The organism is Streptomyces sp. NPDC052496, from assembly GCF_040679095.1.
GTDB lineage: Bacteria > Actinomycetota > Actinomycetes > Streptomycetales > Streptomycetaceae > Streptomyces.
In genome coordinates, this window is record NZ_JBFAUH010000010.1 from 37791 (window position 1) to 51483 (window position 13693).

Annotated in this window: 13 protein-coding genes; 11 read left to right on the forward strand and 2 right to left on the reverse strand. The window is 72.4% G+C overall.

The genetic code is table 11. The features are described from left to right. Window positions 1–38 precede the first annotated feature (38 nt). The 3 genes from AB0L45_RS15585 to AB0L45_RS15595 all read left to right on the forward strand — a co-directional run bounded on the left by AB0L45_RS15585 (window position 39) and on the right by AB0L45_RS15595 (window position 2581). Window positions 39–1013 carry a DMT family transporter gene (locus AB0L45_RS15585; RefSeq protein ID WP_365840000.1) on the forward strand — a complete coding sequence of 325 codons (975 nt, stop codon included), beginning with the start codon at window positions 39–41 and terminating at the stop codon, window positions 1011–1013. A gap of 111 nt (window positions 1014–1124) precedes the next feature. Continuing rightward, the gene (gene aac(3), locus AB0L45_RS15590; RefSeq protein ID WP_365840002.1) at window positions 1125–2021 is read left to right on the forward strand and encodes an aminoglycoside 3-N-acetyltransferase; all 897 of its coding nucleotides are present in this window, start codon (window positions 1125–1127) and stop codon (window positions 2019–2021) included. Further along, complete coding sequence (locus AB0L45_RS15595; RefSeq protein WP_365840004.1) at window positions 2018–2581, forward strand: GNAT family N-acetyltransferase; 564 nt, start codon at window positions 2018–2020, stop codon at window positions 2579–2581. The genes aac(3) and AB0L45_RS15595 overlap by 4 nt, the downstream gene beginning before the upstream one ends. 26 nt (window positions 2582–2607) lie before the next feature. Here AB0L45_RS15595 and AB0L45_RS15600 read toward each other — a convergent pair whose 3' ends face one another. Beyond that, window positions 2608–3609, reverse strand: coding sequence for an alpha/beta hydrolase (locus tag AB0L45_RS15600; protein WP_365840006.1), 1002 nt, complete (start codon window positions 3607–3609; stop codon window positions 2608–2610). 312 nt (window positions 3610–3921) lie between these two features. Between AB0L45_RS15600 and AB0L45_RS15605 the strand changes: the two genes are divergently transcribed. Beyond that, window positions 3922–4491 carry a TetR/AcrR family transcriptional regulator gene (locus tag AB0L45_RS15605; protein WP_365840008.1) on the forward strand — a complete coding sequence of 190 codons (570 nt, stop codon included), beginning with the start codon at window positions 3922–3924 and terminating at the stop codon, window positions 4489–4491. A gap of 132 nt (window positions 4492–4623) precedes the next feature. Continuing rightward, on the forward strand, window positions 4624–4914 hold the full coding sequence (locus AB0L45_RS15610; RefSeq protein WP_365840010.1) for a hypothetical protein: 291 nt from the start codon (window positions 4624–4626) through the stop codon (window positions 4912–4914). A 69-nt stretch (window positions 4915–4983) separates the two neighbouring features. On the opposite strand, the gene AB0L45_RS15615 is transcribed toward AB0L45_RS15610, so the two are convergent. Next, on the reverse strand, window positions 4984–5202 hold the full coding sequence (locus AB0L45_RS15615; protein WP_365840011.1) for a hypothetical protein: 219 nt from the start codon (window positions 5200–5202) through the stop codon (window positions 4984–4986). A 152-nt stretch (window positions 5203–5354) separates the two neighbouring features. Between AB0L45_RS15615 and AB0L45_RS15620 the strand changes: the two genes are divergently transcribed. The 6 genes from AB0L45_RS15620 (at window position 5355) to AB0L45_RS15645 (ending at window position 13615) form a co-directional block, all read left to right on the forward strand. Beyond that, a complete protein-coding gene (locus AB0L45_RS15620) occupies window positions 5355–5585 on the forward strand; it encodes a cold shock domain-containing protein (protein WP_365840013.1) in 231 nt (76 codons plus the stop codon). Window positions 5586–5846: 261 nt separating this feature from the next. Beyond that, a complete protein-coding gene (locus AB0L45_RS15625; protein ID WP_365840015.1) occupies window positions 5847–7796 on the forward strand; it encodes a PAS domain S-box protein in 1950 nt (649 codons plus the stop codon). Between the two features lie 263 nt (window positions 7797–8059). Continuing rightward, on the forward strand, window positions 8060–8533 hold the full coding sequence (locus AB0L45_RS15630; protein ID WP_365840017.1) for a DNA-binding protein: 474 nt from the start codon (window positions 8060–8062) through the stop codon (window positions 8531–8533). A 119-nt stretch (window positions 8534–8652) separates the two neighbouring features. Next, the gene (locus tag AB0L45_RS15635) at window positions 8653–10791 is read left to right on the forward strand and encodes a hypothetical protein (RefSeq protein ID WP_365840019.1); all 2139 of its coding nucleotides are present in this window, start codon (window positions 8653–8655) and stop codon (window positions 10789–10791) included. 17 nt (window positions 10792–10808) lie between these two features. Further along, a complete protein-coding gene (locus tag AB0L45_RS15640) occupies window positions 10809–12425 on the forward strand; it encodes an amino acid ABC transporter substrate-binding protein (RefSeq protein ID WP_365840021.1) in 1617 nt (538 codons plus the stop codon). Between the two features lie 359 nt (window positions 12426–12784). Then, window positions 12785–13615 (forward strand): 2OG-Fe(II) oxygenase, encoded by an 831-nt coding sequence (locus tag AB0L45_RS15645; protein WP_365840023.1) that lies wholly within the window; start codon window positions 12785–12787, stop codon window positions 13613–13615. Window positions 13616–13693 lie beyond the last annotated feature (78 nt).

Here is a 13693-nt window from a genome sequence, read left to right on the forward strand (position 1 = left end):
CGGCCGGTGACCGCCGCGCCGGACCGCAGGAGCCCTTTGTGCCAGCTGTGCTCGCCGCGTTGTTCGCCCTGCTGACGGCCGTGGCCAACGCCACGGGCACCGTGCTCCAGCGGATCGCGGCGCGCAGGGTGCCGCCGGGCGACGCCTTCAGCGTCCGGTTGGTCCGGCACCTGCTGCGCAGTCCGGCGTGGCTGGGCGGGATCGCCGTCATCGTCGGTGCGGCAGCGTGCCAGGCCCTCGCCCTGACGCTGGGTTCGCTGTCGCTGGTGCAGCCCATCCTCGTCACCGAACTCCCGTTCACGCTGCTCATCGCCAGTGCCGTGGCACGGCGGCGGCTGCCGGCGGCCGGCTGGGCCGCCTCGGTCATGGTGGCCGCCGGGCTCGGCCTGGGGCTGGCCGCGGCCGCCCCCTCCGGCGGGAGCACCGAGGTCCCCGCCGGCACGTGGGTGCTGACGCTGCTCGGCGCCGGGGGTGCCATGGCCGCCTGCGTACTGGCCGCACTGGCCCGGCCCCGGGGGAAGGCGCGTGCGGCCCTGTTCGGTTCCGCTTCCGCGATCGGTTACGCCCTGACCGCCACGCTGATGAAGGCGGCGACCGACACTTTCGACCGGCACGGTCCCGGCGCGTTCTTCGCCTGCTGGCAGACGTACGCTTTCGTGGCGGCGGGCGCGTGCGCACTGTTCCTGCTGGCCAACGCGATGGAATCCGGCCCGCTGGTGGCTTCGCAGCCCGCCCTCACCCTGGGCGAGGCGCTGGTCAGCCTGCTCTTCGGGATCGTGGTGTACGGGGAGCGGGTACGCGCGGGCTGGTGGCTGATCCCCGAGGCGGTCGGGGCAGTGCTGGTCACGTGGGGCGTCGTGGTGTTGCCGCGGGCGGACACGGAGGAGGGGGAGCGGACGGAGGAGGACGGTTCGTCCGAGGGGGACGGTTCGTCCGAGGGGGACGGTTCGTCCGAGGGGGACGGTTCGTCCGAGGGAAGGGGAGCGCCAGGAGGCGATGCGGCCGCCGTCTGATTGCAGCGGCCTTCGGGGCGGTCCAGCCGGCCGCGCGGCCGCCGGGGCCGGGCATACCACCGCCGCGGAAATCGGTGTCGTGGACCCACGGACGACGGCTACCTTCCGTCCATGGACGAACTCGCCCTGCTCAAACGCTCCGACGGCCCGGTCACCCGCAGCCGGCTGGTCCGCGACCTGACCGCACTCGGCCTCGGCGACGGCGACACCGTGATGTTCCATACGGAGATGTCCGCCATCGGCTACGTGACCGGCGGCCCGGAAACGGTCATCGGCGCCCTCCGCGATGTCGTGGGGGAGCGCGGCACCCTCATGGTGACCTGCGGCTGGAACGACGCACCGCCGTACGACTTCACCGACTGGCCACAAGCCTGGCAGGACGCCCTGCGCGCGGAGCACCCCGCCTACGACCCCGTACTCAGCGAGGCGGACCACAACAACGGCCGCCTCCCGGAGGCGCTGCGCCGTTGGCCCGGCGCCGTCCGCAGCCGCCACCCCGACGCGAGCTTCGCCGCGCTCGGCGCGTCGGCCACCGCGCTGGTCGCGGACCACCCCTGGGACGACCCGCACGGTCCCGGCAGCCCGCTGGCACGGCTGGTCGCGAGGGGCGGCCGGGTGCTCCTGCTGGGTGCCCCGCTGGACTCCCTGACGATCCTGCACCACGCCGAGGCCCTGGCCGAAGCGCCCGGCAAGCGGTTCGTGGACTACGAGCAGCCGGTCCTCGTCGACGGGGAGCGGGTCTGGCGGCGGTTCCACGACATCGACTCGGAGGACGGGGCCTTTGACTACTCGCCCGTCGTCCCCGAGGGACAGCAGCCGTTCGCGCGCATCGCCCAGGACCTGCTCGCCGCCGGAATCGGCAGGACGGGAACGGTCGGGGCGGCCGAGAGCCACCTCTTCGAGGCCGCAGACGTGGTGGACTTCGGTGTGGCGTGGATGGAGGAGAAGCTGGGGCGTCGCCAGTGGCCTGGTGCACGGCCGGCCTTCCCGCCCGGAGGTGAGCGGTGATCACATGGCGTCGGGTGACCGAAGACGACTTCCCGCTGCTGCGGCGCTGGCTGGCGCAGCCGCACGTGGCCCGGTGGTGGAACCACGACACCTCGGCGGAGGGCGTGGCGCGCGACTTCGGCCCCGTGGCCCGGGGGGAGGAGCCCGCCGAGGACCTGCTCGTCCTCCTGGACGGCCGCCCGCTCGGTCTCGTCCAGCGCTGCCGGATCGCCGATCACCCCGAATACCGGGCGGAGTTGGCCGCCGTCCTCGGAGCGGCCGAGGTGACCGGCGGGACGATGACCCTGGACTACCTCATCGGCGACCCCACGCAGGTGGGGCGGGGCTACGGCCCGCGCATGATCCGGGCCGCCGTCCGGGCGACGTGGCGCGACCACCCGTACGCCACCGCCGTCCTGGTCCCCGTACCGGTCGCCAACCGGGCTTCCTGGCGGGCCCTGGAGAAGGCCGGACTGGGCCGGGTCGCGGAGGGCGAACTCGAACCGGACAGCCCCGCCGCCGGCCGTGCGCACTACATCTACCGCGTGGCACGGCCTGCGGAGCCCGGGGAAGACGGCTGACGGCGCCGGCCGGGGCGCGGCGGACGTCAGGCGCGGGACGGTGCCGGGGCGGGCAGGTGGCCGAGGAAGTCGAGCAGGGCGGCGTTGACTTCGGCGGGCCGTTCCTGCTGGGTCCAGTGGCCACAGCCGGGGAGCGTGATGCTGCGGTGCAGCTTCGGCGCGACCGTCTTCAGCGAGGCGAGCAGTTCGCTGATGCCGTGCAGCGACTGCACCATGTCGAGGTCCCCGCCGACGTACAGCGCGGGCTGGTCGATGCCGCGGCCCCGGAAAGCCGCCAGCAGCTCGTTGTTGCGCTGGATGTTCCGGTACCAGTTGAGGGGGCCGGTGAACGCCCGCTCCCCGTGGCCCGCGTAGTCGCGGACGAACGCGTCGACGTCGTCCGGGGTGAGCCAGGCGGGCAGGCGCTCCGGCTCGGGGACCGAGTCGATGAGGGTCGTGCCGTCGGGTACGACCCAGGGGCGCGGAGCGCCGGCGGCGGGGTCGTCCCCCGAGCCGCTGGCCAGGATACGGCGGAAGGTGGACGCCGGATCACGGGCCAACTCCGCGTCCGCGACGCCCGGTTCCTGGAAGTAGAGCTGGTAGAAACCGTCTCCGTAGTGCCGTCGCGTGACCTCCGGCGGGGCCATGCCCGCGGGCAGGATGGGCGGCACGCTGAGTCCGGCGACGGCCCGTACGACGTCCGGGCGGAGCATGGCCGTGACCCAGGCGACGGGCGCGCCCCAGTCGTGACCGACGACGACGGCCTGTTCCTCGCCGAGGGCGTGAATCAGGGCGATCACGTCGCCGGACAGGTGCAGCAGGCTGTACGCGTCGACGTCCCCGGGCTGCTCGCTGCGGGCGTAGCCCCGCTGGTCCGGTGCCACCACCCGGTACCCGGCCGCGGCGAGCGGGCCGAACTGGTGGCGCCAGGAGTACCAGCTCTCCGGGAACCCGTGCAGCAGCAGGACCAGCGGCCCTTCACCCTGCTCGGCGATGTGCAGCCGGACTCCGTTGACTTCTACGTGGCGGTGCTTGACGGTGGCGGTCACATGTCCTCCGGCGTTCTGGGGCGACCGGACGCCTGTCGGTGCTCTGCGCCGCCTGTCGTCCGCCGCCCGTCGTCCAGCGAGGAAACCGATCGGTTTCCACTGGGAGGACAATAGACCGGCCGACTCAGGGCCGCACTCGGGGGGTGGGCTGGGCGAGTCGACGCCGGTCGCGCCACGTCCACAGGGAGACCGACGAGATGGACGAGGCCGATGAGACGGATGAGATGGAAGAGACCGACGAGACGGACGTGACCGACGGAGCGAGGAGACCGATCAGTTTCCGCGGCCCCCGGAGCGCGATAATCTCCCCGCATGTCCAGTACAGACAGAGCCTCCACCCGGGACCGGCTGCTCGACGCGGCGGCCGAGCTCTTCTACCGCGAGGGCGCCTCCATCGGGGTCGAGACGCTGTGCAGGACGGCCGGGGTGTCCAAACGCTCGATGTACCAGCTCTTCGACAGCAAGGACGAAGTCTTCGCGGCCAGTCTGCGGCGGCGCGCCCCGGCGTACGAGGAACAGCTCGCCCTGCGTACCGTCGACGCGGGACCGCCGCGCACGCGCATCCTGTACGTCTTCGAGCGGCTGGAGAAGCTGGCGGAGACGGCGGACTACCGGGGCTGCCCCTTCCTGGCCGCGCAGGTCGAACTCAAGGACCCCGGGCATCCGGCGAGCATCGTCGCCGAGGAGGTCAAGCGGCACCTGACCGACGCGTTCCGCGCCGAGGCCGAGCGGGGCGGGGCCCCCGACCCCGAACTGCTGGCACGTCAGCTGACCCTGGTGTTCGACGGAGCGAGCGCGCGTGCCGGGGCGCGGGTGGAGAGCCTGGCCGGGCTGGCCGTGACCACGGCGGCCGCGCTGCTCGACGCGGCGGGCATCGCCTGACCGGACGCGGCGGCCGGGTCCGGCTTGAACGGTGGGAAGGGACGTACCGGTTTCGGCGGGTGAGGCGCCCGGGTTCGGAATCGGGCGGACGAGGGGATGCCGTCCCGCGCACGGGTGCAGGACCATGGGGCCATGCGCGAGGCCAGCAGCGCCGAGAACCGGCCGCCTGATCAGATAGCTGCCGAGCAGGTGGCAATGATGGTGGAAGCCGCTCTACGGGCCCGCGCCTGCCTGGAGGTCCAGGACGCACGGGGCGCGTTCGAAGCAGCCTGCGCGGCCCAGACGGCAGGCTCCGCCGCCTCCGGCGCCCTGGTCAGCGTCATGGCCCGCCGCCGACTGGCCGCCCGGGGCCTGGCGGAGGCCCCGAACCCCCCGCCGGCCGAAACCGGGGGCGAAACGGCGGGTGGGGTGCCGACGGAGTAGACGTTGGCCTGCGGCGTTGTACGCGTCACCGCCCAGCTCTTGAGCCAGGCCCCTGACCCAGGCCCTGATTCAGTCCCTGAGCCGGGCTGCGATCCCGTCGAGTACGCACTCCACCCCGTCCTCGAAGGACTCGTCGCGGGGGAGCTGCTCGACGAGTTCGCGGGCGCACGGATGCCGGAGCCGTTCGCTCCGCCCGTGCAGCTTCCCGTGGTGGACGTGACGCCGTACCGCGGCACGTATCGGCGCGCGGGCTGCGCCGAAGGCCGGGTAGGGGCCGCGTACCGGCACAAGCTCCGGCGTGTGGACGGTGTGCGCCTGGGTGAGGGCTGGGCCGGGCGCCGGGTGGGAGCTACGTGCGCCCTCTGATGCGCTCCCTTAAGCACCGGTGAGAGGGCACCCGTGGGATGTCCTGCTCACACCACCCGGCAGAGGTGATTGCTGTGCCCCATGGCGTCGTCAAGTGGTTCGACCACGAACGAGGAGCCGGTCTGGTCGCCCAGAACGGCGGCGGGCCGGACGTGCTCGCCTACCGTTCGGCGATCCAGGGGGACGAACCGGCCCGCACCCTGACGTCGGGGGAGCGCGTCTCCTTCAATCTCGTGGAGGACTTCGAGGGCATCCGGGCGGAGAACATCTACCGGCTGCCCGGACGGTACCGTTCCCCCGCCTGACGGTGACCGGCCGACTGCGCTGCGCGACGGCCGTACGGAATCAAGCGCAACTGGACGGATTTGCGGAAAGGTTCAGTCCAGTCACGTCCAAAAGTGAACATCACTGATGAGGCTGCGCGGCACATGCTCCAATGACCGCACTCTCGCAGGCAAGGGTCCGCGAGGCACGGCGGGGACGTACTCGGGTCGGCCGCGGGTCCGCGACGGGAGGCCGGCACTCCCGTTGCCCGGGGCGCCGGTGCGTCATGGAGTGAGGCACGCATGACGGCAGTGGATGCTCCGCGGAACGGCGCGGGCGAGCAGGAGCTGTTCCGGGGGCTGGTGGAGTGTTCGCAGGACGCGATCCTGACCAAGACGCTGGACGGGCAGGTCACGTTCTGGAACGCGGCGGCGCAGCGGTTGTACGGGTACCGGGCGCAGGACATGGTCGGGCGGCACATCGGGCTGCTGATCCCGCCGGACCTCCAGGAAGAGGAGGCCGAGCTGCTGCGGCGGATCGGCCGGGGTGAGCGGATCGAGCACTACGAGACGCGGCGGGTCACCGGCGGCGGCCGGGTGCTGGACGTCGACGTGTCGCTGTGGCCGATCCGTTCCCGGCAGGGTGTCATCCACGCCGTCTGTTCCGTCACGCGTGACATCACCGATCGCAAGAGGGCCGAGGCGCGGAGCGACGAGCTGGCGGTGGTGGTCGAGTCGTCGCAGGACGCGATCCTCATCAAGACGCTGGACGGCCAGATCTCGTTCTGGAACGCGGCGGCGCAGCGGTTGTACGGGTACCGGGCGCAGGACATGGTCGGGCGGCACATCGGGCTGCTGATCCCGCCGGACCTCCAGGAAGAGGAGGCCGAGCTGCTGGAGCGGATCGGCCGGGGTGAGCAGATCGAGCACTACGAGACGCGGCGGGTCACCGGCGGCGGCCGGGTGCTGGACGTCGACGTGACCCTGTGGCCGATCCGCAACCGGGACGGCGTCATCACCGGCGCCTGCTCCACCGTGCGGGACATCACCGACCGCAAGAAGGCCGAGCGGGAACTCGCCGAACTGTACGCACAGCAGCGGCACATCGCCCTCGCCCTGCGCCTGATGGGCGCCTCCGAACAGATCCCCGGGGCCCGCGCGGCCACCCGCTACCTCCCCTCCACCCAGGGCCAGGGCGTGGGCGGCGACTGGCTCGACCTGATCGACCTGGGCGCCGGACGGGTCGGCGTGATCATCGGTGATGTGATGGGGCGCGGTCTGGACGCGGCGGTGGTCATGGGCCAGCTGCGCTCCGCCGCCCGGGCGCTCGCGCTGGCCGGGACGCCGCCGTGCGAGCTGATCCGTACGCTCGACACGTTCACGCGCGGGTTGCCGGAACAATTCGTCACCTGTACCTACCTGGAGGCGGATCCGGCGCTGGGTGAGGTGACCGCCTGCTCGGCCGGGCACCTTCCGGTCTGGCTCGTCACGCCCGACGCGACGGTCAGCGCGCTGCCGGTGCCGACCGGCATCCCCCTCGGCGTGGGCGGCGTACCGCACCAGGAGGTCCGCCTGCCCCTGCGCGCCGGTACGACGCTGGCTCTCTACACCGACGGTCTGGTGGAGACGCCCCACAGCGACATCGAGACGCAACTGGAGCTGCTGACCACCACGTTGGGCGAGGTCTTCACGACCGCGCCGGACCTGGAGGACGCCGCCGACCGCGTCCTGCACACCCTGCTCCCGAACACCGCCACCTACTCCGACGACGTCACCCTCCTGCTCGTCGGCTTCCCCGCCGCCCCGCTGGACACCGCCACGGTGGACCTGGCCGGCGAGCCGTCGTCCGTCCCGGAAGGGCGCCACTTCCTGCTCCGTATCCTGCGGGCCTGGAACCTGGCCGCCCTCGCCGACACCGCGCTGCTGCTCGCCTCCGAGCTGCTGACCAACGCCGTCCGCCACGCCCAGGGGTCGCTGACGCTGCGCGTCTGGTACAGCATGCGGGAGTTGGGCGTGGAAGTCGCGGACGGCAGCACGCCCCGGCCCCGGGCCCGGCTGGCGGACAGCGCCGAGGAGAACGGCCGCGGTCTGATGCTCGTCGAAGCACTCGCCGACGCCTGGGGTTCACGCCCCGGCGCCGCCGGAAAGACCGTATGGTTCACGCTCCTGACGGCCGCCGCCCTGGCCGCCGGTGCCCGGCAGTCCGGCACGGCTCCGGACGCCCCCAGGTCCGGCGCTGCGCTGTCCGGGTGATCGGCGCGGTGGTGCGCATGGCGGCCACCGCGATGGGCAGTATCGACTCGCTTCGTTCCTCGGGGAAGACGAACGAAGCCCAGGCGGGCCGGGGTCGTTCGGCGGCAGAAGGCCGGTGACGACGGCGCCCCGGTCCGCCCTTTCCGGCAGGCGTCGCCCGGAGTCCGCGGCCATGGATGGCGATGGCTGGCACCCCGGGTTGCAAACACATCGTTTGCAACGAGGCGTTGACAATGAGTCGTAGTGGCGCCCATGCTGGCCCCATGACACCCACCTCCGAGCAGAACGACGAGCCCGATACGGCCGGCCAGGACCCCTTCTCGCTGCCGGACGCGCAGCAGGCGCGGGCCCAGCGGGTGCATGCCGCGCTGTTCCGGATCGCGGAGCGGCACGCGGCCACGGAGGAGCAGCGGGCGCGGCAGGCGCATCCGTCGGTCCTCGGGCCGCACGAGGCGGTGCGGCTGGTGTCGTTCCTGATGAGCGGGGCGGCACAGGTGGAGGCGGGGGAGCCGGAGGTGGACCGGGCGGACGTCACCGCGGCGCTGAGCCTGCTGCCGCTGGTGCGCGGCGAGCTGGACGAGCTGGAGGCCGGCCTGCTGCGGATGGCCCGGGGGCGCGGGATGACCTGGCCCGAGGTGGCCTTCGGGCTGGGGCTGGGCACCCCGCAGGCGGCCCGGCAGCGCTACGAGCGGCTGGTCGGCCGGGTCCGGGCGGCGGGGGAGCCGGAAGAGGAGTAGCGGGGGCGTCGCCCGGGGCCAGAGGTTCGGCCGGGAGCGACCCTCCCTGAAAGCCGGGGAACTGCACTAGCCTGACGTGTCATCACAAGCGGTACGGTCGGTGACGCATCGGGGGGCCCGTGCCTGACGATCTCGGTTTCGACAAGCTGCTCGACGACGACGGCTTGGTGGCCCGGCTGCTGGGCAAGACGCGCGCCGGACGCAACCGCAAGCCGCTGTACGGCCCCGACCTGCCTGTGGTGCTGCTCGTCGGCGGACCCGGTACGGGCAAGGGCCGGTTCCTGCAGTGCGTACGCAACGAGTTCGGCCGCCACGTACCGACGGCGCACATCGACTGCGGGCTCCCGGTGTACCGGGAACAGGCCGAACAGCACTCGCGGACGCGTTCGGCGACGACCGAGGTGCTGCGCGAGATCGCCCGGCAGTTCGGCGCATGGCAGGGCGACGGCGGCGCGGTCACCACTCCACGGCTGTACGCGGGCCTCGCGGCGGTCGCGGCCGGCGACCCGCTCGCCGACACGGCCACCCTGGTCAGCGAGGTGCAGCGGCACGACGAGCTGCTGCCGCGCGGCTCCTTCTGGCGAGGCGTGCTGAACCGGGCGGGCCGGGCCTACGTCAGTGTCGTCGCCGGCCTGGTCGCCCACCCGGGGGCCGTACCGTTCATCAACGCCGTCCTGGACGAACTGCTCGTCCGCACCTCCCAGGAAGGCAAGGCGCTCCTGGCGGCGTGCTACGGCGAATACACCGGCGCCGGCGGCCACCCGAAACTGGGCCTGCATTCGCTCGCCTCGCACTTCCAGCAGGGCGGCGAAGCGCGCGAGGTCGCCGAGGGCTTCCTCTTCCGCGCGCTGCGCCAGGACATCGAAGCCGCGTACGTCTCGCTGGTGGGCCGGCTGTCGCGGGCCGGGCGCCCGGCCCTGCTGCTCGACCACGCGGACAACGCCCTGGGCAGACGGCTGCTGCGGCCGGTGCTGGAGGACCGCGAGCGCGGGCACCACGACCGGCTGGTGGTGATGGCGACCGCGCGGCGGGAGGACGGCGGGCGCTTTCTGCACCACGTGGGCGACGCCGCCGGTACGGAGGACGACGCGCCCGTGAGCTGGCGGCCCTCCGACGGCGGTCTGCCGGGGTGGAGCCGTCCGTCCGGCGGCGTCCCCGGCCTCACGCCCCTGGCGCGGGGTGTCCTCCTCGTCCGTATGCCGATGCTGACGCGCGACCAGCAGTCGAGGGAGACGGCCCGCCTCCAGGTACGCCGGGCGCAGGGCGACAACGCCGCCCAGCTCCGTATCGACAGCGGCATCCACCGCCTGAGCGGCGGACGCCCCCTGTTCGTGACCCGGCTGGGCGAGGCCACCGCGTCGCTGACGTTCCGGGAGCCCGGGGAGGGCACCGACTGGGCCCTGCTGGAGGCGCGGGTGCGTTCCGGGGAGGAGGCGGAGGGCCGCCCGGTCGCGGACCTGCTGCTGGACGACCTCGTCGTCCGTCAGCCGCCGGAAGACCTCCCACCGGAGCAGCGCGCGCACTGGCTCGACCTGCTCAGCCACCTCTCGGTGGCGCACGACGCGGAGTGCGCGCAGCTCCTGATGCGCGAGGTGCAGGCGGGCCGGGACGAGAGCCTGTCCGCGTACCGCATCGCCGAGCTGCTGCGGGACAGCGGCTGGCCGCACTGTCCCCGGCACTTCATCGGCGACCTCGGCCTGCGCCGTCTGCTGATGCGCCGGCTGTACCGGCTGCGGCCGGACGGTGCCGCCTGGCGCGCCGACCACACCCTGCTGCGCGACCACTACCGGGCCCTGGAGGACGACGTGGCCGACTCACTCTTCGGCTCCGCCGCCGCGCACGGCATGCACCACCACCTGGCGGTCGGCGACGCCGAGACGGTCACGGACTACCTCGACCGCACCTTCCTGACCCGCAGCGCGCGCGTCTGGTGCGACGAACTGCTGGCCGTGGCGGAGGCGCCGCTGCTCGGCCGTACCGACGACCGGCGCGCGCGGGCGCTGGGCGAGGCGGAGGTCCCCGGGGACGTGCGGCGCAAGCGCATCGACCGGCTGCTGCACGCCGTACGGCTCTGCGAGGACCGCACCGAACCGCTCGACGACGCCGTGACGGACACCCTGCCCAAGCTGCTGGAACGGCTGGGGGAGGAACCGGCCGCCGGGGCCGGGACGCTGACGCAGACGGCCCGCGACTGGAGTGACCGGCTCACCAACAAGCAGCCGCTCAGACCGTGCACCTGCACGAGACACATCGGGTAAGGGAGGGTGCGGCGTTGATGAACTGGCTGTACAACACGTTCTGGGCCACCTGGATCCGCAAGGCGTGCACGGTGCTCGTCGTGCTGGCCGTGGTCGTCCCCGCCGCACTTCTCCTCCCGGCGCACATCGGTGCCCCCGAGCAGTGCGCCGAAGGGGTCGAGAAGAGCGCCGGTGAATGCATCGGCGTCAACGGCTCCGGTTACGACTTCGGCGTCGCCGAGATACGGAAGGTCACCGAGGCGATCCGCAAGGAGAACCAGCGGGTGGGCGAGAAGAACAGCGTCACCGTGGCGATGATGCTGCCGTTGCAGCCGAAGCTGCCCGCCGAACGCAAGCAGCTCCGCAGCGAATTGCAGGGGGCGTACCTGGCGCAGTACCGCGCCAACCGTATGGAGAAGACCCCGCTGCTGCGTCTCGTCCTGGCGAATCCCGGCGCCGATTACGCGCAGCAGGCGAAGGTGGTGAGCCGGCTCGCGGCGCTGGCGGATTCCCCCCGCGACAACCTGCGGGCCGTCACCGGATTCAACCTGAGCCTCGGCGCCACCAAGGCCGCGGTCGCGCGGCTGACCAACGAACTGAAGATCCCGGTTCTCGCCGGCCGGGTCAGCGCCGACGAGATCGCCAATCCCGACAATCCCACCGGCCGGCTCCCGTTCCCCGGGCTGGCCCGCATCATTCCCACCAACCGGCAGCAGGCGGACGCCCTCGCCAATTTCCACGGCGGACTGCGGGACGCGGAGACCGTCCTGGTCAGGGACGTCCGGCCGCACGACATCTACGACGAGTCGCTCGCCAAGGCGTTCAGCCGTCCGGAGCCGGGCCCGCCCGGCCCCAAGGACCAGGTATTCGAATCGCCCGGCATCAACGACCCGGGCCAGACCGGCAATCACTTCTCGCTGATCGGCCACAACATCTGCGAATCGGATGCGCACGTGGTCTATTTCGCGGGCCGCCCGGTCCATCTCCGGCTCTTCGCCCTGAAACTGGCCGAGGTGCCGTGCCACGGGAAGAAATACACCATCGTCAGCGGCTCCGGCGCGGCGACGCTGGACCGGTATCTGTCCGACGACGACTGGAAGAAACTCCGGGGTGACGGGGGAAGCCCCACGATCACCGTGCAGTACGCGGCGCCCGGCCACCCCGACGCCTGGGACGTGGCCCTGCGCACCTGGGAGAAGGAACGGCAGGCGCAGACGGGAAGGAAACCGGCGGCCGCGGACCGGCCGGCCTATCTGACCGATCCGCGCAAGGAACTCCAGGAGCTCCGCACCCTGATCGGCGAGCAGACCGCGGGTGACATCGGCCCGGTGCAGCTGGAGGATTCCCGCACGATGCTGGTGCACGACGGCGTACGCACCATCGCCGAAGCCGTCTTCCTGGCGAACGCCCAGGCCGCCGACTCGATACCGTCCCGGGAACGCGTCGCCGCCGAATGGCCGCGCCTGGAGGCCGCACACCGGGTACGGGGCACGAGCGGCTGGATCTGCCTGACCAACGGCGGCAACGCGTACGACAAGCCGGTGGCCGTGGTGCAGTTGGACCCGCGCACCCGCAGAGTGGCGTTCGTAGGCCTGGGCTGGCCGGAGAAGAAACCCCAGCCGGCCGAGTGCGTGGTACCCAGCGGCACCGGCTGAGACGCCCCCGGCGCCGTTGCGGACGGCGCCGGGGCATACTTTCCCCTCCGCAGTTTGTCGGACCGTCGTTCCAGCGGCACCCGTCCATGAGGAGCCTTTCCGTTCCCCCGATGGGGCGGGCTGCCGGTGAGTGCGGTGTAGCCGGAGGCGGGCCGGGACAAGCTGTGCGGACGTGCCCGGGCTTTCCGGGGGCGGGTGTGCACGCACGAGCGGAAGCGGAAATGCGCAGTGGGTCAGGGACGTATGCTCCGGCGGCACCTCGGCAATTCCGTGCCGAGACCCGGGGCGGCCGTGCGGTGACGGGCCGGCGGCCCTCCGGTCATTTCCGTGCTGTGCGCCGCTGAGTGGAGAGTGACGACGTGACCCCGACTGTTTCCGACACCGGTGCCGGTGTGGCGCCCGAGCGCACCGGGGACGGCGACTTCGCGCGTGAACTGACCCGGGACACACTGCTGCGGCTGGTCCGACAGGAGATCGCGGCCCTTCACGTACCCGGATTCTGCGACCGGCGGATCGCGGCGGACGTGGCCCGGAAAGCGGTGCGGCACAAGGCGCTGGGGAATTATCACAAGAAATATACGAGTACGGTCGGACGTGTTCACATGCCGCACATCGACACGGCGTGGAATCCCGAACTGTCCGCCCGTTACCACGATGCCGCACTGCCCTCGATCCACGAGGTGCGCGCCTTGTTCGCGCCGTATCTGTCCCCGGTCGACCACGTACGTCTGCTGCTCCAGGAGTGCTGGCCGGCCGGTGCCAACCTGCTGCGGCTGCGCGGCCGGCCGTGCTTCGTCGGCGCGCTGCGTGTCTTCCACCCGGAGACCTCGGTCTTCCGCCCGCACAACGACCACATCGCGCAGGAGACCGACGCCCCGGAGATCGCCGGAGTGACCGAGCAACTGGTCGCCAACGTCTATCTCCAGGTGCCCGAGGAGGGCGGCGATCTCCAGCTGTGGCGGCGCGGTCCCACGAGCGCGGAAGCCCGCACGATCCAGGCGGTGGAGGGGCTGGACCCGGCGGCCCTGGAACCCCCGGCGCACGTCATCCACCCACAGGCGGGCGACCTGATCGTCTTCAGCTCCCGGATGCTGCACGCCGTCACCCCGGCCCGCGACGGGCACCGCGTCGGCATGGCCGCATTCATCGCCTGCAAGGGCCCCGACGAGCCGCTGCAGTACTGGAGCTGACCGGCCGGGGCCCGCGGCCCTGCCGCTCCGGCGCGGGCAGCCGCCCCGTCCGGCACCGTTCCGGCCCCGCGCCGTCCT

Coding starts and splice junctions, on each gene's coding strand:
- AB0L45_RS15630 (WP_365840017.1), top strand. CDS start 8,060: ATGACACCCACCTCCGAGCAGAACGACGAGCCCGATACGGCCGGCCAG.
- AB0L45_RS15625 (WP_365840015.1), top strand. CDS start 5,847: ATGACGGCAGTGGATGCTCCGCGGAACGGCGCGGGCGAGCAGGAGCTG.
- AB0L45_RS15640 (WP_365840021.1), top strand. CDS start 10,809: ATGAACTGGCTGTACAACACGTTCTGGGCCACCTGGATCCGCAAGGCG.
- AB0L45_RS15610 (WP_365840010.1), top strand. CDS start 4,624: ATGCGCGAGGCCAGCAGCGCCGAGAACCGGCCGCCTGATCAGATAGCT.
- AB0L45_RS15605 (WP_365840008.1), top strand. CDS start 3,922: ATGTCCAGTACAGACAGAGCCTCCACCCGGGACCGGCTGCTCGACGCG.